Genomic DNA, 26221 nt, shown 5'->3' with positions numbered 1-26221 from the left:
GCCGCATGACCGAATTCATCCCGCCCGCCACCCGCTGGATCGACCTGCCCTCCCCGTTTCCGATGAAACGGGGCGGCACGCTGCACGGCGGACGCGTCGCCTACGAGACCTGGGGCACGCTCAACGACGCGCGCGACAACGCGATCCTGATCGTCACCGGCCTCTCGCCCGACGCGCACGCCGCCTCCAGCGACGCCGACCCGACGCCGGGCTGGTGGGAAGCCATGCTCGGCCCCGGCAAGCCGATCGACACCGGCCGCTGGTTCGTGGTCTGCGTCAACTCGCTCGGCAGCTGCAAGGGCTCGACCGGCCCGGCCTCGATCGATCCCGCGACCGGCAAGCTTTACCGCCTGGAGTTCCCCGACGTCTCGATCGAGGACATCGCCGACGGCGCCGCCCACGTAACGCGTGAACTGGGCATCGAACGCCTCGCCTGCGTGATCGGCAACTCGATGGGCGGCATGACCGCGCTCGCGCTGCTGTTCCGCCATCCCGGCATCGCCCGCGCGCACGTCAACATTTCCGGCAGCGCGCGTGCGCTGCCGTTCTCGATCGCGGTGCGCTCGCTGCAGCGCGAGGCGATCCGGCTCGATCCGAACTGGAACGAAGGCCGTTACGACGACGCCACCTACCCCGAATCGGGCATGCGCATCGCGCGCAAGCTCGGCGTGATCACCTACCGCTCGGCGCTGGAGTGGGACGGCCGCTTCGGCCGCGTGCGACTCGATTCCGATCGCCCGGACGAGGAACCGTTCGGACTCGAGTTCCAGGTCGAAAGCTATCTCGAAGGCCACGCCCGCCGCTTCGTGCGCCGCTACGATCCCAACAGCTATCTCTACCTGAGCCGCTCGATGGACTGGTTCGACCTCGCCGAGCACGCCGGCGGCGACGTGCTGGACGGGCTGGCGCGGATCCGCGTCGAACGCGCCCTCGCCCTCGGCGCGCGCACCGACATCCTGTTCCCGGTGGAGCAGCAGGAGGAGATCGCCGAAGGCCTGTCGCGCGGCGGCGCGGACGCGCGCTTCGTGGGGCTGGAGTCGCCGCAGGGGCACGACGCCTTCCTCGTCGATTTCGACCGCTTCGGCCCGGCGGTGCGCGGCTTCCTCGACGCGCTCTGAGCCCGCCCACCGGCACGCAACCCGCGCCGGATCAGGGATCCGGGAGGGGCTTACATTGTTTCATTCGATACGGTCTAGAATGGGGCCATGACCGACGACGCCCTCCCCGGCATGCCGTTCGAAGGCCGCGACCGCTTCATCCAGGCGGTCGACGAAGCCGTCCGCGTCGGCGACGAGCACGCCGTCACCGCGCAACTGCGCAGTGCGCTGTGCGGGCTGATCCGCGATCCCGGCATCCGCCTGCCCGCCTGCGTCCACGACCCCATCGTCGACCACTACGCCCGCCGCGAGCTCTACCGCAGCCCTGGACACGGCTACAGCATCGTCGCGATGACCTGGGGCCCCGGCCAGGGCACGCCGGTGCACGACCACTGCGGCCTGTGGTGCGTGGAAGGCGTCTGGCACGGCGAACTGGAGATCACCCAGTACGAACTGCTCGAAAGCGACGGCGACCGCTGCCGCTTCCGCGCCGCCGGCGGCATGCAGGCCGGCCCCGGCAGCGCCGGCAGCCTGATCCCGCCGCACGAGTACCACAGCATCGGCAACGCCAGCGCCGACGCGGTCGCGGTCTCGGTCCACATCTACCAGGCGCCGATCGAACACTGCTGCAAGTTCGAGCCGCTGGACGGCGAGTGGTACCGGCGCGTCGACGCCAGCCTGTCGGTCGATCGCGCCGCCTGAGCGTCATCCGCGCGCGATAGCATCCCCACTCCCTTCGCGGACCCTCGACATGTTCCGGGACTTCCTGCTCGCCTCCGCGCACCACCTGCTGTTCTTCGGCCTGATCGCGATGCTCGTGGTCGAATCCGCCCTGCTCGCACGCCTGCCCGACGCCGCCACCGTCCGGCGGCTGGTCGGCATCGACCGCGGCTACGGCATCACCGCCGGACTGCTGCTGGTGGTCGGCCTCGTCCGCGTCTTCCACGGCGTCAAGGGCAGCGACTTCTACCTGCACAACCCCTGGTTCCACGCCAAGCTCGGCGCCTTCCTGCTCGCCGCCGCGCTGTCGATCTGGCCGACGCTCGCCTTCCTGCGCTGGCGCCGTGTGCAGGACGCGCAGCCGCAGCAGTTGCCCGATCCCTCACAGGTCGCGCGCGTGCGCGGCATCATCCGCGTCGAGATCGCGCTGATCGGGGTGATCCTGGTCTGCGCCGCCGCGATGGCCCGCCACGGCGGCCTCTCGCTCTGACCGACCGGTCCGGGGCCCGGCGGCCTCCGCTATACTGCGCCCCCGCGCCGGAATGGCGGAATCGGTAGACGCAGCGGACTCAAAATCCGCCGCCCTTAAAAGCGTGTGGGTTCGAGTCCCACTTCCGGCACCAGGACAGCAAAGGCTGGGCGATCCGCCTGGCTTTTTTGCCGCGTGTCGTCCGCTGGCTGGCCGAGATCGTCCGCCGCCCCTCACCTGTCATTTCGACCGAAGGGAGAAATCTTCTCCCCGCGCACCGGATGGGAGATTTCTCCCTTCGGTCGAAATGACAAGCCGACGCGGCATAGGTCGGGGCTGGCCCCGACGTCGCCAACCTCCAGCTGAAGCGGCAAGTTCCTGAAAAGCTGGATCCCGGCTTGACCAGCCTTCGGCTGTTGTAAAGCGCTTCGCAGGGATGACGGCTTGTACAGAGGTTCCCCAGTCGTACGGAAAACCTCGGCTTTGCCGGGGATACCTACTTCTCTTCGCCGGCCTTTTCCCTGGCCGCCTTCGCCCGCGCGGCGGCATCCTCGCGATAGGCGTCGATGTGCGGCAGGTCGCGCAGCAGCTTCGAGTGCGGGTCGAGCGTGTAGTGCGTATCCGCCGGCAGTTCGACATGGCCCTGGCCGCCATCCATCGGCACGGTCACGACGCGGCCGCCGACGCGTACGTCCACCGGCATCGGGAACGGCAGGTCGTCGGGCGTCTTCCAGCGCAGGCGCAGGCTGGTGGCGTCGCGCTCGGCCAGCAGTTGCGGCAGCGCGGGGCGATAGACGTAGACGTCGAAGAACCAGTCGTAGTCGCGGCCGGTGACGTCGTTGACGATGTCGACGAACTCGCGCGTGCTGGCGTACCGGGGCTGGAAGTTGCCGGGCGCGGGATCGTCGCGACCGTAGACCAGGCGACGGACGCTGGTGAAGAAGGCCTCGTCGCCGATCAGGCCACGCAGGGTGTGCAGGATCCAGGCGCCCTTGAAATAGATGTCGTGGCCGGGGCCGATCTCGTCGCTGTACACCGCCTCGACCACCTGCGATTTTCCCGACACCAGCGGGAACCTGTTGGCGACGCCGGCGCGCATCTTCAGCAGGCTGGCGTGGTACTCCATGTCGCCGCGCAGCCACTGCAGGTACAGCGGCTGCATGTAGCTGCCGAAGCCTTCGTGCAGCCACATCTCGTCCCAGTCGACGTTGGTCATCTGGTTGCCGAACCACTCGTGGGCGAACTCGTGGTGCAGCAGCCAGTCGTAGCCGTATTCGTCCTTTTCGTAATCGTTGCCGTAGGCGTTGATGGTCTGGTGCTCCATGCCCAGGTGCGGGGTTTCGACCACGCCCATCTTCTCGTCGGCGAAGGGATAGGGGCCGATCACCTGCTCGAAGAAGTCCAGCGCCAGCGGGAATTCCCCGAACAATTCCCTGGCCTGAGGTCCGCGGCCCTGCAGGTGCCAGAAATGCAGCGGGATGGTGTTGCCGTGGCGGCTGCGGTATTCGCCGCGCAGTTCCTCGTAGGGGCCGATGTTGAGCGCAATGGCGTAGGTGTTGGGCGATTGCGCGCGCCAGCGGTAGGTGCGCCAGCCGTCGCGTTCGTCCACGCCCAGCAGCACGCCGTTGCCGGCGGCCACCAGCGGCGCGGGCACGGTGATGCGTTGTTCGACCACCAGCGGTTCGCCCTGCGGATGGTCGATGCAGGGCCAGAACAGGTCGCAGCCTTCGCCCTGCACGCTGGTGGCGATCCATGGCTGGCCGTCCGGCGCCTTCGACCAGACGAAGGCGCCGTCCCAGGGCGCCTTCTGCGCGACGCGCGGCTTGCCCGCGTACACGATGCGGGCGCGCACGCGCTCGCCCTTCGCGAGCGGTTGCGGCAGGTCGATGCTCAGCCGTCCCTCGGGGTTGCGCCAGGCCGACGGCGGCAGCGCGGCGCCGTCGATCTCGATGCGCTCGATGCCGAGCTGGTGGTCCAGCTCCAGCACGAGACGCGGCAGTGGATCCAGGGCGATGAACTCCAGCGTCGCGTCGCCCTCGATCTTCTGTTCCTCGGGCAGCACGCGGAAGCCGAGCAGCGCGTGCTCGAAGCGCACCGCGACCTGCTCCGGCGTACGCGGGCGCCCGGAGTCCATCGTGAGCTGCGTGCGTTCCTGCGGCTCCGCGGCCAGGCCGGCGCACGGCAGCGCGCAGGCCATGACCATGGCTTGGATGAACGGCTTCATCGGCATTGCCTCCCCGTGCTCCCGGCCGCATGGTGCCACGCGCGCGAGATCGCCGCGACAATCGCCATCTGCGCGCATGGCGTGTCGATGCCGCACTGCGCAATCCCCGAAACGCGACCGCGATCCGTGCCCGCAGACTCACGTCGCGATAACCTGCGCCGCGGTACTGACCGTCTGCAAGTGGTTGCGTCGATCCCCCCCGGCATCCCCACAGGACCCCCGCATGCGTACCTCCCTGTTCGCCCTCGTCTGCCTGGCGCTGTCCCTCACCGCCTGCGACGACCTGTTCGTCGATGCTTCGGCCGCAAGGGACGAAGCCAAGGAGGCCGAGAAATCCGAACGCATCGTGGTGGCGTCCGCGCAGCGCGGTGCGTCGCAGACACCTATCGCCGCAGCATCGCCGCCCGCACGCGTTACCGCGCCGGCGCCGAGGGCCCTTGCGGCGAAGGCCGCCAGCGAACGCCAGACCGGCGGCCGCGGTCCGCGTCGACAGGTCGTCGAACCGGATCCGCCGTTCCAGCGCAGCAACGTGGCAACGCTGGACGAGCCGTGGGCGATGGCCTTCCTGCCCGACGGCCGCCTGCTGGTCACCGAGAAGGCGGGCCGCCTGCGCCTGGTCAACGTGGCCAACGGCCAGGTCGGCACGATCAGCGGCGTGCCCGCGGTGGCCTACGGCGGCCAGGGCGGTTTCGGCGACGTGATCCTGCATCCGCAGTACGCCAGCAACCGCCGCATCTACCTCAGCTACATCGAGCGCAGCGGCGCGATCTACGGCGCGGTGGTGATCCGTGCCCGCCTGACCCTCGATTCCGGCGGCGGCGGCAACCTGAGCGAAATCGAGCGCATCTGGGAACAGGCGCCCAAGGTCAGCGGCCAGGGGCACTTCAGCCACCGGCTCGCCTTCGATTCTGGCCGCAAGCTGTGGATCACCTCCGGCGACCGGCAGAAGTTCGATCCGGCGCAGGACATGGGGGTCAACCTCGGCAAGCTCATCCGCCTCAACGACGACGGCACCGCCCCCAGCGACAACCCCTTCTTCAGCCAGGGCGGCATCGCCGCGCAGGTGTGGACGCTGGGGCACCGCAACCCGCTCGGCATCGCCTTCGACGGCGACGGTCGCCTGTGGGTGCACGAGATGGGGCCGCTCGGCGGCGACGAACTGAACCTGATCGTGAAGGGACGCAACTACGGCTGGCCGATCGTCTCCAACGGCAACCACTACGACGGCACGCCGATCCCGAACCACAGCACCCGCCCCGAATTCGAAGCGCCGAAGGCCTGGTGGACGCCGGTGATCGCGCCGGCGGGCATGATCATCTACTCGGGCAACCTGTTCCCCACCTTCCGCGGCGACGCCTTCATCGGCGGGCTGGCCTCGCAGGCGCTGGTGCGCGTGCGCTTCAACGGCACCAATGCCACCGAATACCGGCGCTATGCGATGGGCCAGCGCATCCGCGAGGTGGAACAGGGACCGGACGGCGCGATCTGGCTGCTGGAGGACGGCGCAGGCGGACGGCTGGTGAAGCTGACGCCGCCGGGGTGATGCGCGGTCGGCGCCGCCCCACAACCAACCTGTCATTTCGACCGCAGGGAGAAATCTGCCGTCGTGCGCGGGAAAGAAGATTTCTCCCTGCGGTCGAAATGACAGGGACAGCCCGCTATCGGCAAACGCGGGCGCGGCCGCGGTCGAAATGGAAATGGTCGGCGTGCGCGGCGTTGTAATCCGGGCCGAGCACCGCATCGAAATGGCGGCAGGCGCCGTCGCGCAGTTCGCGCAGGAACGCCGCTTCCGCATCCGTTGCGCCGTCGTCGGCCGTGGCCGGCGCCCAGTCGGCGAGCACGCGGACGCGGCCGCCGTCCTCGAGCACGAAGCCGCCGATGTCGAACGCATCCGCGGTCGCGTGCCGGCTGCGCCGTCCATCTTCGCGGCCGTAGAGGTTGCGGCAGGCGTAGGAGCCGAAATGCTCGATCGCGACCACCCGGCGGCCCAGGTGCGCCTGCGCCGCCTGCTGCAGGGCGTGGCGTTCCCACATCGCCAGCGACAGCGCGGCGCGGCAGCTCAACGCGAACGGCTCGCCCACCGCGACGCTCGTGCGCTCGATGCGCAGCGCGTTCTCGAAGCCGCAGCCCTCACCCGTGCGCCGGTCTTCCATCGCCGTCGCCCGCAGTTGCGCCTGCGCCAGCGCGGCGCGGCATGCGGCGCGGTCGGCCGAGGCGCGATCGAGCTTGAAGCGGGTGAGCAGGTTCGGCGTGTCGTCGATGCGCAGCGGCGCCCAGGGATTCCATGGATCGGGAATGCGCAGCGCGCCCGACAGCAGCGCCCAGGCCGCCAGCGCGACCAGCAGCAGGAACAGCAGTCCGCCGTAGCGGCGGCGACGAGCCGGGGGTTCCATTCGCCGCATCATCGCGCATGCATGCCCAAGCGCGCGTGATGGACACGCGACATGTCCGGAGCAGGAAATGCGCGGAGGCCGCATCCCCCATTCCGTCATCCCGGCGAAGCGCTTTACAACAGCCGAAGGCTGGTCAAGCCGGGATCCAGCTCGCCGTTGCCGTGGCTGTTGAATGCCAAGATCAAAATGGATCCCGGCTTTCGCCGGGATGACGGGTGAGGCTTTCGCCGGGATGACGGCCCCGATGCAGATGACGACCCGGAACGTCGTTCAGCCCGCCTGCGCGTGCCAGGCCTTGAGCAGCGCCGCTTCCTGCTCGCGGCTCGGGCCCGCGCCGAGCTTCGCCTGCCGCTCCGCCGGCAGGCTGCGGAACCACGCCAGCAGGTCGGCCACGGTCGTGGCAAGCGGGCGGAAGCTCAGCCCGGCCTCGATCGCGCGCGTATTGCTCACCGCACCGTAGCCGCCATAGATGGCGTCGCGCCGCGACACCCAGATCGGCAACCCGGCTTCGTGTTTTTCGAGGAAGTCCGCAGGCACGTGGGTGAACGTGGCCGGGCCGCCGGTGACCGCGTGGCAGCCGTGCACCATCGCGTCGGTGGACAGCGCGTAGTCGGGGCCGCAGGCGTTGAAGGTGCCGGTCGTGCCGTTTTCGGCGAGGCGGATCATCCATTCGCCGAGGTCGCGGCCGTCGATGACCTGCACCGGGTCGGCGCCGTCGCCCGGCACCAGCACCTCGCCGCCCTGGGCGATGCGGTGCGGCCAGTAGGTGAAGCGGTCGGTCTCGTCACGCGGGCCGACGATGTAGCCGGGGCGGACGATGGTGACGCGCTTGCCGAACTGCCGGTGCGCCTCGGCCTCGCTCAGCGCCTTCAGCGGGCCGTAGAGGTTCCCCACGTCGGCCATCAGCGTTCCGCGCGTCTCGGCCATCGCGTCCCTGCCCTTGTACGCCGCGAGCGGCGCATCTTCGGTGATGCCCGGCTTCGAGCCGTCGGCGTAGACCGAGATCGTCGAGATGAACAGGTAGTGCCCGACGCTGTCCTTCAGCACCGCGCCCGCGTCGCGCACCCAGAACGGCAGGCTGGTCGGGTTGTCGATGCACACGTCCCACTGGCGGCCTTCCAGCGCCTTGAGGTCGCCGCTGTTGCGGTCGCCGTGCAGTTGCTCCACTTCGCCCGGCCATTCCGGCGACGGGCGCCTGCCGCGGTTGAACAGCGTGACTTCATGGCCGCGCGCCAGCGCGTACTGCACCTGGAACGGGCCGGTGAAGCCGGTGCCGCCGAGGATCAGGATCTTCAGCGGCTTCGCCGCGCGCGCCACGGGTGTCGTTGCCGTGGACGCGGCGATCGACGGCAGCGCGGCGGAGGCGGCGGCGAGCGCGCCGAGCTTGAACAGGTCGCGGCGGGTGGTGCGCATGGCGGAACTCCGGGTGGATTGCCGGAGGTTCTAGCACCTGGCGACGGGCCCGGGCCCATGTCGGAAGTCCGGGGGCTGAATGGGGACGCGGCCCCCACCCCGCCAACGCGGCTCAAACCGCCGCCGTCACCACGATCTCCACCTTCCACTCCGGCCGCGCCAGCCGCGCCTCCACCGTCGCGCGCGAGGGCGCGTTGCCGGGCGCGACCCACGCGTCCCAGGCCCGGTTCATGCCGGCGAAATCGCCGATGTCGGCAAGGAAGATCTGCGCGCGCAGGATGCGGTTCTTGTCGCTGCCGGCCTGCGCCAGCAGCGCATCGATGGCGGCCAGCACTTCGCTGGTCTGGGTCTCGATGTCGGCGCCGTCGGTTTCGGGCACCTGCCCGGCGAGATAGACCACGCCGCCGTGGATGCTGGCTTCGGACATGCGGGGGCCGGCGTCGATGCGCTGGATCATGCGGGCGGTTCCATGCGGGAAGGGAGGCGGCACGATAGGCCAAACGCCTTCGTGCGTGAAGCCGTCGGTCCGGCCGAGCTCGCGGCTCAGGGCTCCGCCGGCGGCACCAGTCGCTCGTGCCACTCGGGAACCAGCATCATCGCCGCGGCGCCGTACCACTCGTGGAACTCGGGCACCATTTCGCCCTTGACGACGACGGGGTCGGTGTCCGCCAGCGCCCTCGCCTCCTCGATGTCGTCCACCGCGAACACATACAGGCCGCGCCAGCCGGCCGGATCCTTGAAGAACGGACCGGCCACCGCCAGCTTGCCGGCCTCCGACAGGCGCTGCATGTTGGCGAAATGCCCGGCGAACATCTCGTCGCGCTCGGGTCCGTCCGGCACGCGCTGCGGCCCGGTCTTGAGGATCACCAGCACGTACTTGCGCATGCCGCGCTCGTCCGCGCCGAGCCGTTCGGCGAGCGCGGCGTCGAAACCGGGCGCGGTGGCGGCGGGATCCGTGGCCGCTGCCGGCATCGCCAGCAGCATGGCCGGGAGCAGGAGACTCATGATGCGCATGACGGACCTCCGGTAGCTGGTCCCGCACAGTCTAGTGCTTCAACCGGCGCTGTCATCCCGTCGCCCCCCATCGTCATCCGGAAGCCGTCATCCCCGCGAAGGCGGGGACCCAGTGTCTTTGACTTCTCGACACTGACGACAAAAAAACGGAAGACGCTGGGTCCCCGCCTTCGCGGGGACGACGGAGAGGGGCGGGGTTATTGCACCTGCTTCACCCGCGCGACGATCTCGTCGGCATGCTTCTCATGCAGCCCGGCCGTCGATCCGAACGCCGTCGCATTGGAACTCTTGACCTCGAATTCATCGAGCGCCTTGCCCCCGCGATCCAGCACGCGGACCCTGCTGACGACCTTGTCGCGCCCGGCCATGACGCCCGCCCAGGCGCGCGCGCCATCGGACCGGGCGTAGTAGTGCGTCACCGTGACCTCCACCTTGCCGTCGCCGGCGCCCGTCGCCCGTCGCCCGTCGCCCGTCGCCAGCAGGTTCGCATCGCGCAGCCGCTGCTGGATGAAGCTGTCGAGCCGCGCGATGCCGTCGGCATCGTCGCCGCCCTGGTTGGAGAAGGCATAGGCGTAGCTGCGGGCCGGCGCAGGATCGTCCTGCTGGGCGTGGGCAGCAGGGAACGCGGCGACGAGCGAGACGCTGAGGAGCAGGACGGCCTTGCGGATCATGGATCCCTCCACGGATGCTGGACGCGGCGACGATTCGGCCGCGGGGCGAACGATAGACGCGGCCAGGTGAAGCGATTGTTTCGGAGGCGCCGGCCGTCGGCCCGATCGCAGGTCCCGTCGCGCCTGAAGTCCGCGCGCCGTGCCATGTCCCCGGCACGGCATGCGCCCCCGTGCAGCCACCGCCAGGACCGCCGATTGCCCGCCGGATCAGGCGGGATCGACGCGCCCGGCCTGCTTCTCGCCTTCGGTCGCGTCGCGCACGTCGAGCACGCGGACGTCGAAGTGCAGGGTCTGCCCCGCCAGTGGATGGTTGCCGTCGATGCGGACCTTGTCGTCGCCCACCTCGACCACCGTCACCAGCAGCGGGCCGCGTTCGGTGCGCGCTTCGAACTGCATGCCCGGCTCGACCTTGTCCACGCCCTTGAACGCCTCGCGCGGCAGCAGTTGCACCAGGCCCTCGTTGCGCACGCCGTAGCCTTCTTCCGGTGCGACGTCGACCTTCAGCGCGTCGCCGGCCTGTTTGCCGGCCAGCGCCTTCTCGAGGCCCGGGATGATGTTGCCCGCGCCGTGGAAGTAGCGCAGCGGCCGCGATTCCGTCGACTGGTCGATGACCCGCCCGGTGTCGTCGGTCAGGGTGTAGTGGATGCTGGCAACGCGTGCGGCGGCAATCTCCATGGAGGGTCTCCTTGGACTGGATGAAGGGGGAAGGGATTCGAGGAGGCACCGGCGGATCCACGGTGCGAAAGACGAATGCGGGACCACCATAGCGACTGCACGGCGCGCGCGCAAACCGGCGTTCATCGCCGGTTTGCATCGAAATCCGGCTATGGGTCGCACGAACGGACGCATGACGCGCGTGCCACGCACGTGTCCGGCTCAGTCGAATTCCACCATGACCGGGAAATGATCCGAGGGATAGCGCCCGTCCGCATGGTCGGTCAACGTACGTGCGTGCCGCGGCTGCAGGCCGCGGTGGAACATCCAGTCGATCCGCTTCTCCGCGTGGCCGCCGAAGCCGTGGAAGGTGCCGTCGGGACCTTGCCGCCGTGGCGCCTCCCGCCAGGCATCGCCGAGCGTGTCGGCCAGCGCGCGATACGCCGGACTGTCGGGAACATCGTTGAAGTCGCCGACGAGGATCACCGGCACGTCGGGCGGCAGCGTCGCCAGCCGCTGCAGGATCAACGCCACGGAACGCACCCGCACCGCGCCGTCTTCCTCGCGATACGGCAGGTGCGTGTTGAACAGGTAGACGCGGCGCCCGTCCGCGCGGCGCTCGAACAGGCCCCAGGTGACCATGCGCGGATACAGGTTGCCCCAGCTGATGCTGCCCGGTACCTCCGGCGTGTCCGACAGCCAGAAATCGCCGGATTCGAGCAGGCGCAGCGCATCGCGCCGGTAGAACACGCCCATGTGCTCGTCCTCGCTGCCGCCGCGCCGTCCGGAACCGAACCAGGCGTATTCCGGCAACCGCTGCGCGAGATAGTCGCCCTGCGCCTTGACCAGTTCCTGGGTGCCGAGCAGGTCCGGCCGCGCGTCGCGGATCGTGCGGACCATCAGCTCGCGCCGCGCTTCCCAGCGATCGGGACCATCGGACTCCACCGGCACGCGCACGTTGAAGCTCATCACCCGCAGCGTCTGCTCCGCAGCTGCGGAATGCGGGGCGCCAAGCGCGAACAACAGGCAAGTCAGCAGCAATCGCGACATGGAGATGGCGGACAGCGCGTGAGTCATCGAGGCGAAAGTCTACCCTGCCCCGCGTGATCGCCCGCTGCGATCAGAACACAGCTGCAGGAGCGGCTTCTACAGCGCACCCGAGCGCCTGCGAAGCTGCCACGACGCCATCGAAACGGCCGCCAGGCCGAGCACCGCACCCGGCCAGACGCCCCACGCCAGCGCGGCGGCCAACCCGACGTAGAGCGCGACGCCGCCCACGACGATGCGCAGGCGCCGGTCGGTCACCGGCACCTCGCGATCGCGCCGCAGCTCGAAGCGCACCACCAGTGCGATCACCGGCGTCACCATCAGCAGGCACAGCGCGATCCAGCCTGCGCGCCCCAGCCAGAATCCCGGTTCGCCCGGCACGCCGGCGTCGATCGGCAGCCCGAGCTTCTCGCCCAGCCAGGCCGCGGGCAGTTCGGCCAGCTTGTGCCACAGGTACAGCGGCATGCCGAGCGCACCGAGCACCGTGATCGCGCGCGCCAGCGTACGGCCGGCCAGCAGGCGCCTGGCCAGCGGCTCGAACAGCAGCACCGCACCCACCTGCAGCCACATCACGCCGACCAGCGCCAGCGTCGGCGGCAGCATGTTGTTGCCGGCCAGCGCCACGCCGACCATCGCCACCGGATAGCCACTGCCCATCGCCAGCACCAGCCAAAGCGCGCCCAGCGCGAGGAATCCCGCGCCCGCCCCCGCACCGCGGAAGCGCCCGCGCTTCCATGCGATGCCGAGCTGCTGCGGGAGCAGCCACACGACCAGCATGTTCAGCCAGGCGATCCCCGCCGGCCGCTCCGCGACGCGGGCGCCGATCCAGCGCAGGTCCTCGGGCGAGGACACGCCCGCGCGCACCGCGTCCAGCAGCGCGGCCACGGCCACCATGCCCAGCACCGCGCCCAGGCCGAAGCGCGCATCCACGCGCAGGCACCACGGCAGCAGCGCCTGCACCGTCAGCAGCATCAGCAGGAACCACAGGTGGATCGTGAGCGACTGGTTGAACACGCCGAGCAGGCGCCCGCCCAGCAGCCACGCGATACCGGCAAGCGCCACCAGTACCGCGAGATAGGTCACCGTCGGCCGCGCCAGCCCCAACGCACGCGCCGCCCACCACTGCTTCTGTTCGCCCGCCGCAAGCCGCCGCGCGACGCCGTCGGCGCTGACGGCTGCCGAGACGAACACGAACAGCGGCACCACCTGCACCACCCAGGTGAGGAAGCCGGCGGCGTCCCACACCGCCAGCAGGTGGTCGGTGTCCACCAGTTGCCCACCGGCCATGCGCGGCAAGGTGGCGATCCAGTGCCCGAGCACCACCACCAGCAGCGCGCAGGCGCGCAGCGCGTCGGGGTACGGATCGCGCACGGGGGTCGGCGTCGTCATCCGTCAATCCGCCGGCGCCATCCGCACGCGCGGCGTCAAGGCGACATTCGCGCGCTCGCTCATCAGCTGCAGCTCGCCGTCCTGGATCATCGCGGTCAGGCGCATGCCGCGCTCGAGCAGCCCGACCACGGCCTCCACTGAATCGGGGGCGATGTCGATCACCGTCAGGTTCTTCAGCCGCGCCAGCGCCGCCGCGTTCCTGTTCCACCAGATCTCTGCGCTACCACCGCTGTAGCTCACCACCGCCACCTGCCGCGCGCGCCCGCAGGCCTTGCGGATCCGGCTTTCGTCCGGTTGCCCGAGGTCGATCCAGCGCTCGATGTCGCCGGTGTAGTCGCGCTGCCAGAGATCGGGTTCCTCTTCGCTGCTCAGGCCGCGCCCGAATTCCAGCCGCTCGTCCGCGAACAGCGCGAACGCGACCAGGCGCACCATCAGCCGGCCGGGGGTCTCCGACGGATGCTGCGCCAGGGTCAGGTTGTGCCCGGCGTAGTAGTGCCGGTCCAGGTCGCTGACCTGCAGCTCCACCTTGTAGATCGTCGCATTGGGAGCCATCGTCGCGCCTGCCGGAAGGAGGCGTGATTGTAGTGGCCCACCACCACGGCAGCTTCACGCGATCGTCCCTGCGCGCAAAAGGCCGGGGAAAAACGCGGTCAGGGTGGACTTTTCCTACGACCGCCTGCGTCTTTGCCGGATCGCGGCGTTCTCCACCCGCCTGCATGCTCGATCCGCACCCATCGCAAGGACGCGATCATGCCCCGCCCACCCCGCATCGACCTGCCCGGCATCGCGCAGCACATCGTCCAGCGCCGCAATGACCGCCAGCCCTGCTTCTTCGCCGACGTCGACCGCATCCGCTACCTGCAGGACCTGCGCGACATCGCCCGCCGCGAGTACTGCACCGTGCACGCCTACGTGCTGATGGACAACCACGTCCACCTGCTGGTGACGCCGATGGCGCCGGGCCAGGTCGGCCGCCTGATGCAGGCGCTGGGACGCGTCTACGTCCGCTACGTCAACGATCGCTACTCCCGCACGGGCACGCTGTGGGAGGGTCGCTACAAGGCCTGCCCGGTCATCGACGACGGCTACGTCCTGCGCTGCCAGCGCCATATCGAACTCAACCCGCTGCGCGCGCGCATGGTGGCCGATCCCGGCGACTACCGTTGGTCCAGCCATCGCGCCGCCACGCTCGCCGAACCCGATCCGCTGGTCCATCCCCATCGCGCCTGGCTGGCGCTCGGCCACGACCCGCCGACGCGCCAGCGCGCATGGCGCGACCTGCTGGGGGAAGCCATCGACCCGGCGGAAACCGACGCCATCCGCCTGCACCTGCAGCGCCAGCAGTTGTATGCGCCGGAACCGATTCGTCGCGCAGTCGGAACGCAGCTCGGAGGCACGGCTGGCCCGGGGCGGATGGGCCGGCCATGCAAGTCGCCCGGCCAGCCCGCGGCGTGCGAAGAAAGCTCGCCCTGATCCCGGTGTCGGCTTCTGAGAACTACCAGGAAGATCCCAGACTTGTCATTTCGACCGCAGGGAGAAATCTGCCCTTCCCGGACTGCAGATTTCTCCCTGCGGCCGAAATGACAACTTCGTCGCGTGAAATGACGGGGCTCTTCTCCGGATCGTTCCCTCACTTGGGAGAAGAACCTTTTTTTCAGAACTCCCTGCCCGCCGCCTCCGGTCTCAATTCGAGGGAAACGCCCCCGGCAAACTGGTTTCCCCACTCCATCCAAGCGCCTTCAGCGCCTCCGGCGCGACGACGACCTCCTGCACGCCCTGCGGCCGCTGCGCCAGGTCGAAGCGGCGCAGTTCGACGCTGCGGAACAGCGTGCCGTCGTGACCGGGCAATGCAACGCCGTGCGCTTCCAGCCCGGTGGCCTTGCGGAAGGCCTCCAGCGTCGCGAAGTTCGCCAGGCAATTCTTTCCGGCGACGGGGCTCCAGGTGATGAGCGGTGCGTCGCCCGCGCCGGCGCGCACGTAGACGTTGCCGTTGACCTTCGTCGTCATCGGACGGGTCACCGTGCCGCACAGCGCGGCGGGCTGGTCGAAGTGCAGCAGCGGCTTGTCGAAGCCCGCGCCGGCGACCAGCAGGTTGCCCTCGAACACGTGCCCCTCGCGCTCGTCGACGTCCGGCCCGGTCTGCGGGTGCCAGCCGAAGTGGTCGTCCCTAGCGCTGCGCTCGTTGCGGTCGAACATCGCCGGCGAGTTGAAGAAGGTGTTGTGGTAGACGCGTGCGTCCGAACTGTTCAGCACGCGGATGCCCTGCTCGTTGTCCACGAACACGTTGCCGGCCACCACCACGCCCTTCGAGATCTCGAAGAAGAAGCCGATCAGCGTCCCTTCGACATGATTGTTGGCGAACACGCCCTCGACGTTGCCGACGTCGTACCAGACGCCGTTCGAATCGGGATGGTCGATGACCAGGTTGTCGCGCACCACCACGTCGTGGGACTGGTTGAAGATCTTCACCGCCGCCGGGAAGTAGCCGGTCAGCTTCTCGATGTTGTTGCGGCGGACGATGTTGCGCTCCAGCAGCACGTCCGAGGAACCGATGACGTAGATGCCTTCGGTGCCGGTGTCGCTCACCAGCGAGTTGCGGATCGTGAGCCCGTCGCCGCGGAAATAACCGGCCACGCGCGAGGTGAAGCTGATGGTGACGTGCTCCAGCGTCGTCCCCGTCACCGCCTTGCCGTGCGCGTCGCGGGCGGACACGCCCACCGGATCGTCGGTCGGCTCCTGGTTGGCCGTGGTCGAGGGCTTCTCGCCCTCGATGTCGATCGCGCGGTAGGCGTACTGGGTGAAGGTGAGGCCGCGGATGGTCGGCCCCTTGCCGTCCGATGGCTTGCCGTGCACCGGCCGCGACGGGCGGTGCAGCGCGATGTCGTGGGCGGTGATCTCGACGAGCTTGCCCGCCGGATCGGCACCGAGGTAGACGTAGCCCTTGTCGTAGTCGATGTAGAACGAGGTCTCGTCGAGTTCGCCTTCCCAGCCGGCGGACTGCAGCAGCTTGCCGTCGACGAACACCATGTCGTTGTTGAAGCGATGCAGCGGCGTGCGCATGCCCTCGCGCTCGCGTCGCCACCAGCCCAGCGGCTGCGCCGGGAACAGGGTCGACCACTTCGTGCGCCAGACGTTTTCGCGCAGTGCCTCCCACCCGGTCGCGACCCGGGTGCCCTTCAGCACCGGCCGCTCGTCGCGCCAGGGCTGCAGCGTGACGCCCTGGTTGAGCTGCAATCCACCGACGCGGTAGGTGCCGCCGCGCAGCACGATGGCGTCGCCGGTGACCACGCGCGCGATCGCGGACTCGATGGTGGTGGGCCTGGCGAGCGCGGTGCCGGGCGCATCGGCGTTTCCGTCGGGCGCGACGTAGTAGACGTTCGCCGCGTCCGGTACTTCGTAGGACTGCGGGATCGGCCCGTAGGGCCCCCCCGAGGGTTGCGCCGCGACGGGGACCGCCAGCAGCAGGCCCAGCACGGGCAGGACGATCCGCAGGCAGCGGGACGCAAGACGGCGATACGCCAGGGGCGCAGGTGACGAGATCGGCATGGTTCCTCCCAGGGACGGTCCGGACGCGGAACACGCGAAGGCAGGCGAGCATCCGCATGTTAGCGCTACCAGAGGCTAGCAGAACCGGAGGCGAATGGTGGACGCCCTATCCCCGCCCGGCCCTGCCCCGGCTACCGGCGTCGCGCCGGGCGCAGCCGCCCTCCGCCGCCGCGAAAGGCCGGCGTCCCTCAGCGGGAAGACGCCCCGCTCATCAGCGGCGGTTCCTCCCGGGCCTCGACCGATCCGGGCCATTCCCCGCGCGCACCGGAACCGAGGCCCCGGACGTCGCGCAGCTCGCCCAGCGGCGGGATGACCAGCGTGGTGTATTCCTCGTAGCGGGCCGTGGGCAGGTCGCGCAGCGGCAGGCGGTCGGCGCGGTAGGTTTCGATCGGCAGGCGTTCCGCCTCGTAGAGGATCACCTCGTGCCCGGGCGGATACCAGCGCAGCAGCTTGTCGACCAGCGCCTGCAGTCCGTCGCGCTCGGCGTGCAGGCGCGTGCACGAGAGGTCGCCCGACAGCGCCACCTGCCACAGCAGCACCAGGCCGGCGGTGTCGGGCTGGCGGTCGTAGACGAGGAAATGGGTCGCCTCCATCGACTGCACGCCGCGCCGGCCCGGATCGATGCCGAGGTCCGCGTACAGGCAGGCTTCGGCGGAGATCCCCGGCTCCATGCGCGCCGGGATGCCTTCGGCGCGCGCCTTCTGCACCACCTTGTGCGGCACGTCGGCGAACACGCCCGGGTGGCCGTAGAACACCGCGCACACCCGCTTGCCCGCGCGCACTTCAGCCATGATCGCCGCATCGATCTCGCGATAGGTCTGGCGCCGGTCCTTGCCGGTTGCGTAATGCACGCCGAGGTTGACCGCGTCGGGGCGGAAGCGGTGGATCATCGCCAGCGCGAACGGATCGGCGAGGCACAACACGACCTCGGCTTCGCGGATCTCCGACAGGCAGCGCTCGCTGGCGTGGCGCCCGAACTGGATGCCGCTGCCGACCACCACCAGCCCGGCGCCCCGTGCCGCCGCGGCGGCAGCGTCGTTCGCGCAGACCACGCGGTTCCGGCCTTCATGCTTGGCGCGGTACAGGGCCTGGTCGGCCTCGTGGACCAGTTGCTCCAGCGTCGCGGTCTCCGCGCCGGCCTGGCAGATTCCCGAGCTGATGTCGAAACGGAAGGTCTGTCCGAACACCGTGATCGGTTCGATCCGCTCATGCAGGCGCTGCAGCAGCGTGCCGGCTTCCGCCGCGTCCGCCTCGAGCAGGATCGTGAACTCGTCGCCGCCGCTGCGGCCGGCAATGCCCTGCCCGCCGATGGTTTCGCTGATCCATGCGCCGAGCGAGCGCAGCGCCTCGTCGCCCGCGGCGTGGCCATGACGGTCGTTGACCTGCTTGAACAGGTCGATGTCGGCGACGATCGCGGTGAACGGTCGCCCGCTCCTGCGCGCCTGCGCGAACGCCGCCTCGCCGAGCCTGCGGACCTGCTGGTAGTTGTACAGGCGGGTCAGGCCGTCGTGCTCGGACAGCCAGCGGTAGCGCCGGCGCTCGCGGAACGAACGGCGCAGCAGGACCGTGAGCAGGATCGCGGCGAGCAGCAGCCCGCCCATGCCGGCGGCGAGCAGCCACTGCCGGCGCTGGGTCGCGGTGACCTGCAGCGAGGCCAGTTCCTTCTCCGCTTCGAGCAGCGCGATCCGCTGTTCCTTCATGCCGGTGTCGAACTGGACCTGCAGGTAGGCGAGCTGGCGCTCGCGCGCATCGCGTTCGGCCGCTTCCGTCGCCGACATGGCCTGCCGGAGGTGGGACAGCGACGCGGCGAGGTCGCCACGGCGCTCGGCCAGCCTGGCCAGCAGGTTCTCGGTCTCGGCGACGGCGAGTTCGGCATTCTGGTTGCGGTAGTAGCGCAGGGCCTCGCTCAGCAGCGCCTCGGCCCGGTCGAGCTCCCGGTTCGACTCGATCAGGCTTTCCGCGACGATGAGTTTGGCGCCCCATGCGCCGGCGATGTAGCCCCCGGCATCGAAATCCGCGATCGCCTGGCCGGCCCAGTCCAGTGCCTCGGCCGGACGCCCCTGGACGACCGCCATCTTGCCGACGCCGGCCTTGCCGCTGGCAATGAAGATCGGGTCGCCGGCGCGGGTACAGGCCTCGATCTGGCGACGTCGCCAGTCCTCGGCTTCGCGGAAATTGCGCGCGTACTCTTCGGCCAGGGCCACGTCGCCCACGGCGAAGCACAGCGCCCGCGGATCGTCCCCGGCCTCGACCTGCTCGAACCCGCGCAGCGCCAGTTCCCGCGCCTTTCCACTCTCGCCGACGAAGGTATGCAGGTAGCTGGCGACGCCGAGCAGCCGCGCCGATTCCTCCGGGGCCTCGGGCAGGTAGGACAAGCCCTCCTCGAGCCAGGTGAACGCCTGCGGCCAGTCCTCGACGTTGGCGGCAAGGCTGATGGCCGTCGTATAGACGCGGATGCGCAGCGCCGCCGGCATGTCCTGGCGCAGCAGCTCGGCCAGGCCTTCGATCGCTTCCGACTCGCTGCCTGCGATTCCGAGGCTGCGCAGGCGGACGAACTCCACGCGATGGCGCTGCTCGGGACTCAGGGCATCGAGCTGCGGCGACAGCGCCTGGATCCTGGCGTTCGATTCCGTCCAGTGCGCAACGACGCCGAGGCGTTCGATGTCCCTGACCTGCGGTTCCAGCGCATCGTTGGCGAACGCCGGTGCACCGGCAAACGCCAGCAGCAGGACCGCAATGGAGATCAACCGGCACATGCGATGCGATCGGGGCAACGACGAAGGGTCAGTCGTCGTAGGCCTTGATGAGGTGGTTGGTGGCGAACTTCCCTTCCGTCAGCCCGGTGAGCCGCATGATCGCCGCGTGATCCTTCTCGAGGATCGCCTTGCGCTCCTCGTCGGACAGCCCCGCGCGCCGGGCCACGGTTTCAGGATCCTTCTCGTACTCAGCGGCCAGCGCGGCATCGCGGCCGAGCGCCCTCATCAGGTCAAGCAGCTTCGACATGCCCATTCCCCCTTGGATATCGACCACACGTCCCTTGCCCCACGTCCGCGGACCCGTCGTGGCACGATGCCCGCACGACGACCTTCCCGGCCGTTCCCCTTCCGCTGGAACCGGGCGACATTAGCACAGGAATGTTCGAATCCCCGGGTTCCCCGGCCAGGCGGGAATCGGGACGGCAAACCTGCAAGGCCAGCGACTCAGGACTTGAGCTTCCACCCGGTCCGGAAGATCCACCACACCAGCACGAGGCACAGCGCAAGGAAGCCCAGGATCGCCGCCATGCTGACGCCCACGTTGACGTCGGCCACGCCGTAGAAGCTCCAGCGGAAGCCGCTGATCAGGTACACGACCGGATTGAACAGGGTGATCTTCTGCCACACCGGCGGCAGCATGTTGATCGAGTAGAAGGCGCCGCCCAGGAACGTGAGCGGCGTCACGATCATCAGCGGGATCACCTGCAGCTTCTGGAAGTCGTCGGCCCACAGGCCGATGATGAAGCCGAACAGGCTGAAGGTCACCGCGGTCAGCAGCAGGAAGCCCAGCATCCAGACCGGATGCGCGATCTCGTAGGGCACGAACAGGCGCGCAGTCAGCAGGATCAGCACGCCCAGGATCAGCGACTTGGTCGCCGCGGCACCGACGTAGCCGATGACCACCTCGATGTACGACACCGGCGCCGAGAGCAGCTCGTAGATGGTGCCCGCCCACTTGGGCATGTAGATGCCGAACGAGGCATTGGAGATGCTTTCGTTCAGCAGCGACAGCATGATCAGCCCGGGGATGATGAAGGCGCCGTAGCTGACGCCGTCGATGGCGCCCATGCGCGAGCCGATCGACGCGCCGAACACCACGAAGTACAGCGAGGTCGACAGCACCGGCGAGGCGATGGACTGGGTGACGGTGCGGAAGGTCCGCGCCATCTCGAAGCGGTAGATCGCGCGGATCGCGTGCCAGTTCATGCCCGCGCCTCCCTGCCGCCCTGCACCAGGCCGACGAAGATCTCCTCCAGCGAACTCTCGCTCGAATGCAGGTCCCTGAAGTCGATCCCCAGTTCGCCCAGCCGCTTGAGCAGCGCGGCGATGCCGGTTTCCTCGGTCTGCGAGTCGAAGGTGTAGACCAGCGCGTGGCCGTCGTCGGCCAGTTCGAGCGCCAGCGCGGAAAGCTCGCCGGGGATCTCCTGCAGCGGATACTGCAGCGCCAGCGTCAGCTGCTTCTTGCCCAGCTTGCGCATCAGCACGTGCTTGTCCTCGACCAGCACCAGTTCGCCCTTGTCGATCACGCCGATGCGGTCGGCCATCTCCTCGGCTTCCTCGATGTAGTGCGTGGTCAGGATGATGGTGACGCCGTCCTCGCGCAGCTTGCGCACCATCTCCCACATGTCGCGGCGCAGTTCCACGTCGACGCCCGCGGTGGGCTCGTCCAGGAACAGGATGCTCGGCTCGTGCGACAGCGCCTTGGCGATCAGCACACGGCGCTTCATGCCGCCGGACAGCGTCATGATCTTGCTGCCGCGCTTGTCCCACAGCGACAGGTCGCGCAGCACCTTCTCCAGGTAACGCGGGTCCGGCGCCTTGCCGAACAGCCCGCGGCTGAATTTCACCGTCGCCCACACCGTCTCGAACGCGTCGGTGGAGAGCTCCTGCGGCACCAGGCCGATCTTGCTGCGCGCGGCGCGGTAGTCGCGCACGATGTCGTGGCCATCGGCAGTGACCGTGCCCTCGCTTGGATTGACGATGCCGCAGACGATGCTGATCAGCGTGGTCTTGCCGGCGCCGTTGGGCCCGAGCAGGGCCAGGATCTCGCCCCTGCGGATCTCCAGGTTGACCGATTTCAGCGCCCGGAATCCCGACTTGTAGGTCTTGCCGAGGTTGCGGATGGAAATGATGGAAGACACGGCACTCCTGCTGTGACGCATCGAACGGGACATGGATCGTACCGGAGGGGCCGCAACGACGGCGTCCCGCAGGCGGGAAAATCAATCCCTGCGCATCGTGGTTCGTCATCCCCGCGAAGGCGGGGATCCAGTGTCTTGGTACACAAGCGCTGGAAAGACGCTGGATCCCCGCCTTCGCGGGGATGACGGTGGAGGATGGGGATGACGGCGGAAGATTTGCCGATGCTTCCGCGACTGCCGCTCCGGCTACGCCTCCCGGAACACCGGCTCCAGCAATCGGAACGTGCCGGCATCCGCATCCATCTCCACCCTGCCGCCCACCGGCACGATGAACTGCTGGCGGATGTGCCCGATCATCGCACCGCGGTAGGCGGGGATCTTCAGCGGCTTGACGTGGTCATCGAAGATCTGCGGCAGCGTCAGCGAACCGTAGCCGCCGCCGGGATCGCAATCGGTGCACTCGCCGAAGATCAGGCCGGCGATCCTGTCCAGCGCGCCCATCAGCTTCAGGGTGCTGAACATGCGGTCGATGCGGTACGGCGCCTCCGACACATCCTCCAGGAACAGGATCTTGCCGGTGAAATCGGGCAAGTAGGGCGAACCGGCCAGGGCCGTCAGCACCGTCAGGTTGCCGCCGACCAGTTCGCCCCGCGCCCGTCCCCCGCTGATGGTGACGGTGCGGTTCCTGCGCTGCACCAGTTCGTCCCCGACATCGGCGACGTTGCGGTACTGCATCGCTTCGCGATCGAAGAACACGCGCCGGAACTGGTCGGCATTGAAGCTGTTCCAGCTGCCCGAGCCGATGGGGCCGTGGAAGCTGATCAGGCCGGCCTGCGCCAGCAGCGCGTTGTGCAGCGCGGTGATGTCGGAATAGCCGAGCAGCACCTTGGGATTGCGCCGGATGAGATCGTAGTCGAGCAGCGGCAGCACGCGCGCGGCGCCGGATCCGCCGCGCGCGCAGATGATGGCCTTGACACTCTTGTCGGCGAACATCGCGTTGAGGTCGCCGGCGCGTTCGGCGTCGGTTCCGGCGAGGTGGCCGCGCCGCGAGGCGAGATGGGGACCGGTCTTGACCTTGAATCCCAGCGCCTCCATCGCTTCTTGTGCAAGCTGCAGGTCGAGCGGGTCGTCCGTGGCCGCGGACGGGCTGACCAATCCGACGGTGTCGCCCCGGTCGAGCGGCGGCGGCAGCAATCGCCCGCGCGGGGCCGCCGTCGCGCTGCCACCGGCCAGCGGCAGCAGCGAGGTTGCCAAAGCTGCGTTTCCAAGGAATTGTCGCCTGCGCATGCGCTCGTCCGCCGATCCTGAAGTCCGGACCAGCTTAGCAATCCTGCTTCGGGCGGTGCGAGGGCGATCCAGGGCCGCTCACTCCGTCGTTCGCGGGAGATGTCGATTCCGCCCCCCGCCGTTCGTCCTGTACAGGAACCCGCCATGATCCACCCCACCCCGGAGCAACGACGATGATCAGCAAGAACACGATCTGCCTGTGGTTCGACGGCACCGCGCTCGAAGCCGCGACCTTCTACGCCGAAACATTCCCGGACAGCGCCGTGACCGCCGTCCACCACGCGCCGGGCGACTTCCCCTCGGGCAAGCAGGGCGACCCGCTGACGGTCGAGTTCACCGTGCTCGGCATCCCCTGCCTCGGCCTCAACGGCGGCCCGGCGTTCAGGCACAGCGAGGCGTTCTCGTTCCAGGTGGCCACCGACGACCAGGCCGAAACCGATCGCCTGTGGAACGCCATCGTCGGCAACGGCGGCCAGGAAAGCGCCTGCGGCTGGTGCAAGGACAAGTGGGGCCTGTCGTGGCAGATCACGCCGCGCGCACTGACCGAGGCCTTCCACGATCCCGACCGGGCCGCGGCCAAGCGCGCTTTCGACGCCATGATGCAGATGCGCAAGATCGACATCGCCACGATCGAGGCGGCACGGCGCGGCTGAAGCACTCCGTGTCGACGACTCCCATCCCGTCGTCCCCGCGAAGGCGGGGACCCAGCGTCTTGCAAAGACGTACTTCCGCCGCCGCTTCGGGCAAGCAAAAGCATGGTCTGTCGAAACAGCCCCTCCTCCGAACCAAATCCGGAACCGGAATGACGTCCCGATGGATGCACGTACACTGTGCGCCCCTCCCGATCGTGCGGACCCCATGGCCAAACCGAACTACTCCTTCGAAAAGCGGCAGCGCGAGCTGGCCAAGAAGAAGAAACAGGAAGAGAAAGACGCGAAGAAGCGCGCCGAACGCGAAGCCGCCAGGGCCGGCGCGTCCCCTCCGCAGGAATGACCGCCGCTCCGCCGCCGCCAGCGCAGATCTGGGTGGACGCCGACGCCTGCCCGGTGCCCATCAAGGACATCCTGTTCCGCGCCGCCGAGCGCGCGAAGGTGCCGGTCACCCTGATCGCCAACCAGTGGCTGCGCACGCCGCCGTCGCGCTTCATCCGGGCGCTGCAGGTGCAGGGCGGCTTCGACGCAGCCGACGATGCCATCGCCGAACGCGCCGGCCCCGGCGACCTCGTCGTCACCCAGGACATCCCGCTCGCCTCGCGCGTGCTGGCCAGGGGCGCCGAGGCCATCAATCCGCGCGGCGAGCGCTTCACGCCCGACAACATCGCCGAACGCCTGTCGGTCCGCAATTTCATGGAAGACCTCCGCGGCGCCGGCGTGCAGACCGGCGGCCCCGCCGTCTTCCACGCGCGCGACCGGCAAGCCTTCGCCAACCAGCTCGACCGCTGGCTGGCCGATTCCGCTCGTCATCTGTAGGCGCATCTTCAGGGACCTTCCAGGATCCAAAATCTGTCATTTCGAACGCAGTGAGAAATCCAGGCGATTGAAGAGCGAGATTTCTCACTGCGTTCGAAATGACAGATTCCGAGTTTTTGGAGGTGCCCTTCAGGCGCGATGCTCTTGATCGGGGACGCCGGAGACCGGGGACAAAGCGCATCGCGAGGTTCCGCGATGCTGCAACTGCCGTCATCCCCGCGAAAGCGGGGACCCAGCGTCTTTGCTCGGAGCAAAACAGCTCCCCGCCTGACCAGCCTTCGGCTGTTGCAAAGCGCCTCGCGGAGATGACGACGGTTCCTGCTTTCGCGCAAGCCCCGTCTCCACCGCCGCATTCGCCATCCGTGCAGGCGCGATGAGGCAAAGTACCCCTCCCGTCCCTGAACCCCGCCCCGTCCCGCCCCGCATGAAGGCCTCCACCCCCGACGCATCCAAGCTGGCGTGAGCGACGCGTCGAACCGCGTGGAGGCCGGGGACAGCCCCCGGATCGAACGCCTGCAGCCGTGGATCGCCGCGCTGCTGAGCGCACTGCTGCACCTGCTGTGCCTGCTCGTGGCGATGCTTTCGCCCACGCCGGTCGTCACGCCGCCGGACAGCGCCAGCAGCAGCAACTGGGTGCAGGTGGATTTCATCGGCGAGACGGACGAGGCCGACCAACAGCCCCCCATGCCGCCCTCGGGCACCGCCGCCGCGGACGAACCCGCCGACCAGCGCCCGCCCCCCACGACCTCGCGCCTCCAGTCCACGCCGGTCATCCAGGCCGAAGATCCGGCGCGCCCCGACCCCGTCCAGCGCCCGAGCGTGCCGCAACCGCAGCCGCGCCCCCCTCGTGACGCCAGCGCACAGCGGCGCACGCAAGCTCCCGCCGCAAACCCGCCCCCCTCCACCCGTCGCCGCCCGGAAGCCTGGGGACAGCCGCCGGGCCTGATCGTGCAGCAAGTCGCGCCCCGCGACGCCGGGCATGCCCCCAGCCCCAGGCGCAGCCGCGGCGACAGCCACGACCCCACCGCCACTGAAGCCAGCCTGGAGATGGACGGCTACCAGGTCTACTACGACCTGCGCAGCGAACAGCGACTGCGCGCCTGGCGCGACCAGGGCATGAGCGAGGTCTTCATTCCCCTGCCCGGCACCCGGCGCTACATGGTCTGCCCGCTGGAAATCGCGCTCAATCGCGACTCCGGCAAATGCCGACCGCTCGAGCCCGACGATCCGGAAATGGAGACCATCGGCGACGCCCGCCAGGTCATCAGCGTGCTCCAGGTCTACCGGCGCGGCGAACTGGTCTGGCGCGGGCCGGGGCAGTACCGCTAGGCCCGGCCGGGGGCTGCCGCACCGAGGCGCCTCGCCATTCGCTCCAGCGATTGGCTCGTCATCCCCGCGGAAGCGGGGATCCAGCGTCTTTGCGCAACGTCGGAACGCCCTGCAATCGCCTATCGCCCTCCCGCCGACACCGCGAGGCCCGCCGCCTCTGCCGCCGCCGTCGCGCATCCGGCGTCGAACTCGGACGGCGCGCCGGAGACGCCGACACCGCCAATGCCCACGCCATCCCTGGTGAAGAGCGGCACGCCGCCCTCGGCCGTGGCGAGCATCGGCGCGGTGGCCATGTCCCAGGTGCCCGTCTCGACGGTCGGCCTCAGGTAGACCGCGGCCGAAAGCCCCTTCCACCGGGCGACGGCGCCCACTGCCGGCCGGCCGGCGTCCCTGGCGAAGCTCACCAGGTCGCCGCCATGGTCGAACACGGCCACGGCGACCGCGTGTCCCGCCTGCCTGGCCTGCGCCAGGCAGTGGTCGCGGATGGCGTCGGCGGTATCGAAACCCAGCCTCGGATACAGGTCCTGTGCGGACGCCGTGGTGCTCGCGCCGGCGGCGACCAGGGCGACGAGCCCTGCTGCGATCGAATTCAGTTTCATCGT

The 26221-nt window shown here is 69.2% G+C and carries 26 protein-coding genes and 1 tRNA gene; 10 read left to right on the top strand and 17 right to left on the bottom strand.

Annotation, left to right across the window (positions count from 1 at the left end):
- The first annotated feature begins 5 nt into the window (after positions 1-5).
- The 4 genes from metX to FQY83_RS02765 all read left to right on the top strand — a co-directional run bounded on the left by metX (position 6) and on the right by FQY83_RS02765 (position 2440).
- Entirely contained in the window at positions 6-1118 is a 1113-nt protein-coding gene (gene metX, locus FQY83_RS02780) for a homoserine O-acetyltransferase MetX (RefSeq protein WP_146384815.1), read from the top strand.
- Between the two features lie 87 nt (positions 1119-1205).
- A complete protein-coding gene (locus tag FQY83_RS02775; protein ID WP_238333377.1) occupies positions 1206-1799 on the top strand; it encodes a cysteine dioxygenase family protein in 594 nt (197 codons plus the stop codon).
- Between the two features lie 49 nt (positions 1800-1848).
- Complete coding sequence (locus FQY83_RS02770) at positions 1849-2307, top strand: DUF2214 family protein (RefSeq protein WP_146384813.1); 459 nt, start codon at positions 1849-1851, stop codon at positions 2305-2307.
- 46 nt (positions 2308-2353) lie between these two features.
- A tRNA-Leu gene (locus FQY83_RS02765) sits at positions 2354-2440 on the top strand.
- Positions 2441-2782: 342 nt separating this feature from the next.
- On the opposite strand, the gene FQY83_RS02760 is transcribed toward FQY83_RS02765, so the two are convergent.
- On the bottom strand, positions 2783-4510 hold the full coding sequence (locus tag FQY83_RS02760) for a M1 family metallopeptidase (protein WP_202878146.1): 1728 nt from the start codon (positions 4508-4510) through the stop codon (positions 2783-2785).
- A 223-nt stretch (positions 4511-4733) separates the two neighbouring features.
- Here FQY83_RS02760 and FQY83_RS02755 point away from each other — a divergent pair, with 223 nt between their 5' ends.
- Positions 4734-6053, top strand: a complete 1320-nt coding sequence (locus FQY83_RS02755; protein ID WP_146384810.1) for a PQQ-dependent sugar dehydrogenase — start codon at positions 4734-4736, stop codon at positions 6051-6053.
- Positions 6054-6168: 115 nt separating this feature from the next.
- Here FQY83_RS02755 and FQY83_RS02750 read toward each other — a convergent pair whose 3' ends face one another.
- The 9 genes from FQY83_RS02750 to FQY83_RS02710 all read right to left on the bottom strand — a co-directional run bounded on the left by FQY83_RS02750 (position 6169) and on the right by FQY83_RS02710 (position 13643).
- Positions 6169-6903 (bottom strand): extensin-like domain-containing protein, encoded by a 735-nt coding sequence (locus tag FQY83_RS02750; protein ID WP_146384808.1) that lies wholly within the window; start codon positions 6901-6903, stop codon positions 6169-6171.
- Between the two features lie 270 nt (positions 6904-7173).
- Positions 7174-8316, bottom strand: a complete 1143-nt coding sequence (locus FQY83_RS02745) for an NAD-dependent epimerase/dehydratase family protein (protein ID WP_146384806.1) — start codon at positions 8314-8316, stop codon at positions 7174-7176.
- Positions 8317-8428: 112 nt separating this feature from the next.
- Positions 8429-8773, bottom strand: coding sequence for a RidA family protein (locus tag FQY83_RS02740; RefSeq protein WP_146384804.1), 345 nt, complete (start codon positions 8771-8773; stop codon positions 8429-8431).
- A gap of 86 nt (positions 8774-8859) precedes the next feature.
- Entirely contained in the window at positions 8860-9321 is a 462-nt protein-coding gene (locus tag FQY83_RS02735) for a YciI family protein (protein ID WP_158636415.1), read from the bottom strand.
- 206 nt (positions 9322-9527) lie between these two features.
- A complete protein-coding gene (locus tag FQY83_RS02730; protein ID WP_158636414.1) occupies positions 9528-10001 on the bottom strand; it encodes a DUF4410 domain-containing protein in 474 nt (157 codons plus the stop codon).
- Positions 10002-10208: 207 nt separating this feature from the next.
- Positions 10209-10676 carry an FKBP-type peptidyl-prolyl cis-trans isomerase gene (locus FQY83_RS02725; protein ID WP_146384798.1) on the bottom strand — a complete coding sequence of 156 codons (468 nt, stop codon included), beginning with the start codon at positions 10674-10676 and terminating at the stop codon, positions 10209-10211.
- A gap of 201 nt (positions 10677-10877) precedes the next feature.
- Positions 10878-11705, bottom strand: coding sequence for an endonuclease/exonuclease/phosphatase family protein (locus tag FQY83_RS02720; RefSeq protein ID WP_238333376.1), 828 nt, complete (start codon positions 11703-11705; stop codon positions 10878-10880).
- A gap of 96 nt (positions 11706-11801) precedes the next feature.
- Positions 11802-13091: an acyltransferase family protein gene (locus FQY83_RS02715; RefSeq protein WP_146384793.1), complete on the bottom strand. Its 1290-nt coding sequence runs from the start codon at positions 13089-13091 to the stop codon at positions 11802-11804.
- A 3-nt stretch (positions 13092-13094) separates the two neighbouring features.
- Positions 13095-13643 carry a YaeQ family protein gene (locus FQY83_RS02710; RefSeq protein WP_146384791.1) on the bottom strand — a complete coding sequence of 183 codons (549 nt, stop codon included), beginning with the start codon at positions 13641-13643 and terminating at the stop codon, positions 13095-13097.
- A gap of 198 nt (positions 13644-13841) precedes the next feature.
- On the opposite strand from FQY83_RS02710, the gene FQY83_RS02705 reads away from it, so the two are divergent.
- Positions 13842-14564 carry a transposase gene (locus tag FQY83_RS02705; RefSeq protein ID WP_146384789.1) on the top strand — a complete coding sequence of 241 codons (723 nt, stop codon included), beginning with the start codon at positions 13842-13844 and terminating at the stop codon, positions 14562-14564.
- 210 nt (positions 14565-14774) lie between these two features.
- Here FQY83_RS02705 and FQY83_RS02700 read toward each other — a convergent pair whose 3' ends face one another.
- The 6 genes from FQY83_RS02700 to FQY83_RS02670 form a co-directional block, all read right to left on the bottom strand.
- A complete protein-coding gene (locus FQY83_RS02700) occupies positions 14775-16637 on the bottom strand; it encodes a right-handed parallel beta-helix repeat-containing protein (RefSeq protein WP_146384787.1) in 1863 nt (620 codons plus the stop codon).
- A 188-nt stretch (positions 16638-16825) separates the two neighbouring features.
- The gene (locus FQY83_RS02695; protein ID WP_146384785.1) at positions 16826-19393 is read right to left on the bottom strand and encodes a diguanylate cyclase; all 2568 of its coding nucleotides are present in this window, start codon (positions 19391-19393) and stop codon (positions 16826-16828) included.
- Between the two features lie 28 nt (positions 19394-19421).
- Positions 19422-19640: a hypothetical protein gene (locus FQY83_RS02690; protein WP_146384783.1), complete on the bottom strand. Its 219-nt coding sequence runs from the start codon at positions 19638-19640 to the stop codon at positions 19422-19424.
- A gap of 197 nt (positions 19641-19837) precedes the next feature.
- Positions 19838-20599 (bottom strand): ABC transporter permease, encoded by a 762-nt coding sequence (locus tag FQY83_RS02685; RefSeq protein WP_146384781.1) that lies wholly within the window; start codon positions 20597-20599, stop codon positions 19838-19840.
- Positions 20596-21534 (bottom strand): ABC transporter ATP-binding protein, encoded by a 939-nt coding sequence (locus FQY83_RS02680; RefSeq protein ID WP_146384779.1) that lies wholly within the window; start codon positions 21532-21534, stop codon positions 20596-20598. Before FQY83_RS02680 ends, FQY83_RS02685 begins: the two co-directional genes overlap by 4 nt.
- Before the next feature lie 246 nt (positions 21535-21780).
- Positions 21781-22788, bottom strand: coding sequence for a S66 peptidase family protein (locus FQY83_RS02670; RefSeq protein WP_238333375.1), 1008 nt, complete (start codon positions 22786-22788; stop codon positions 21781-21783).
- A gap of 206 nt (positions 22789-22994) precedes the next feature.
- Between FQY83_RS02670 and FQY83_RS02665 the strand changes: the two genes are divergently transcribed.
- From FQY83_RS02665 to FQY83_RS02655, 4 genes are all read left to right on the top strand, one after another.
- Complete coding sequence (locus FQY83_RS02665) at positions 22995-23474, top strand: VOC family protein (RefSeq protein ID WP_146384773.1); 480 nt, start codon at positions 22995-22997, stop codon at positions 23472-23474.
- A 205-nt stretch (positions 23475-23679) separates the two neighbouring features.
- The gene (locus tag FQY83_RS17870; protein ID WP_272952439.1) at positions 23680-23814 is read left to right on the top strand and encodes a hypothetical protein; all 135 of its coding nucleotides are present in this window, start codon (positions 23680-23682) and stop codon (positions 23812-23814) included.
- Positions 23811-24290, top strand: coding sequence for a YaiI/YqxD family protein (locus FQY83_RS02660; RefSeq protein ID WP_146384770.1), 480 nt, complete (start codon positions 23811-23813; stop codon positions 24288-24290). The genes FQY83_RS17870 and FQY83_RS02660 overlap by 4 nt, the downstream gene beginning before the upstream one ends.
- A 459-nt stretch (positions 24291-24749) precedes the next feature.
- The gene (locus tag FQY83_RS02655) at positions 24750-25619 is read left to right on the top strand and encodes a type II toxin-antitoxin system RelE/ParE family toxin (RefSeq protein ID WP_146384768.1); all 870 of its coding nucleotides are present in this window, start codon (positions 24750-24752) and stop codon (positions 25617-25619) included.
- 119 nt (positions 25620-25738) lie between these two features.
- On the opposite strand, the gene FQY83_RS02650 is transcribed toward FQY83_RS02655, so the two are convergent.
- The gene (locus tag FQY83_RS02650; protein WP_146384766.1) at positions 25739-26218 is read right to left on the bottom strand and encodes a heme-binding protein; all 480 of its coding nucleotides are present in this window, start codon (positions 26216-26218) and stop codon (positions 25739-25741) included.
- Between the last annotated feature and the right edge of the window lie 3 nt (positions 26219-26221).

This window comes from Luteimonas marina (genome assembly GCF_007859325.1).
Lineage (GTDB): Bacteria > Pseudomonadota > Gammaproteobacteria > Xanthomonadales > Xanthomonadaceae > Luteimonas > Luteimonas marina.
This window is presented reverse-complemented; position numbering and strand designations above follow the sequence as displayed.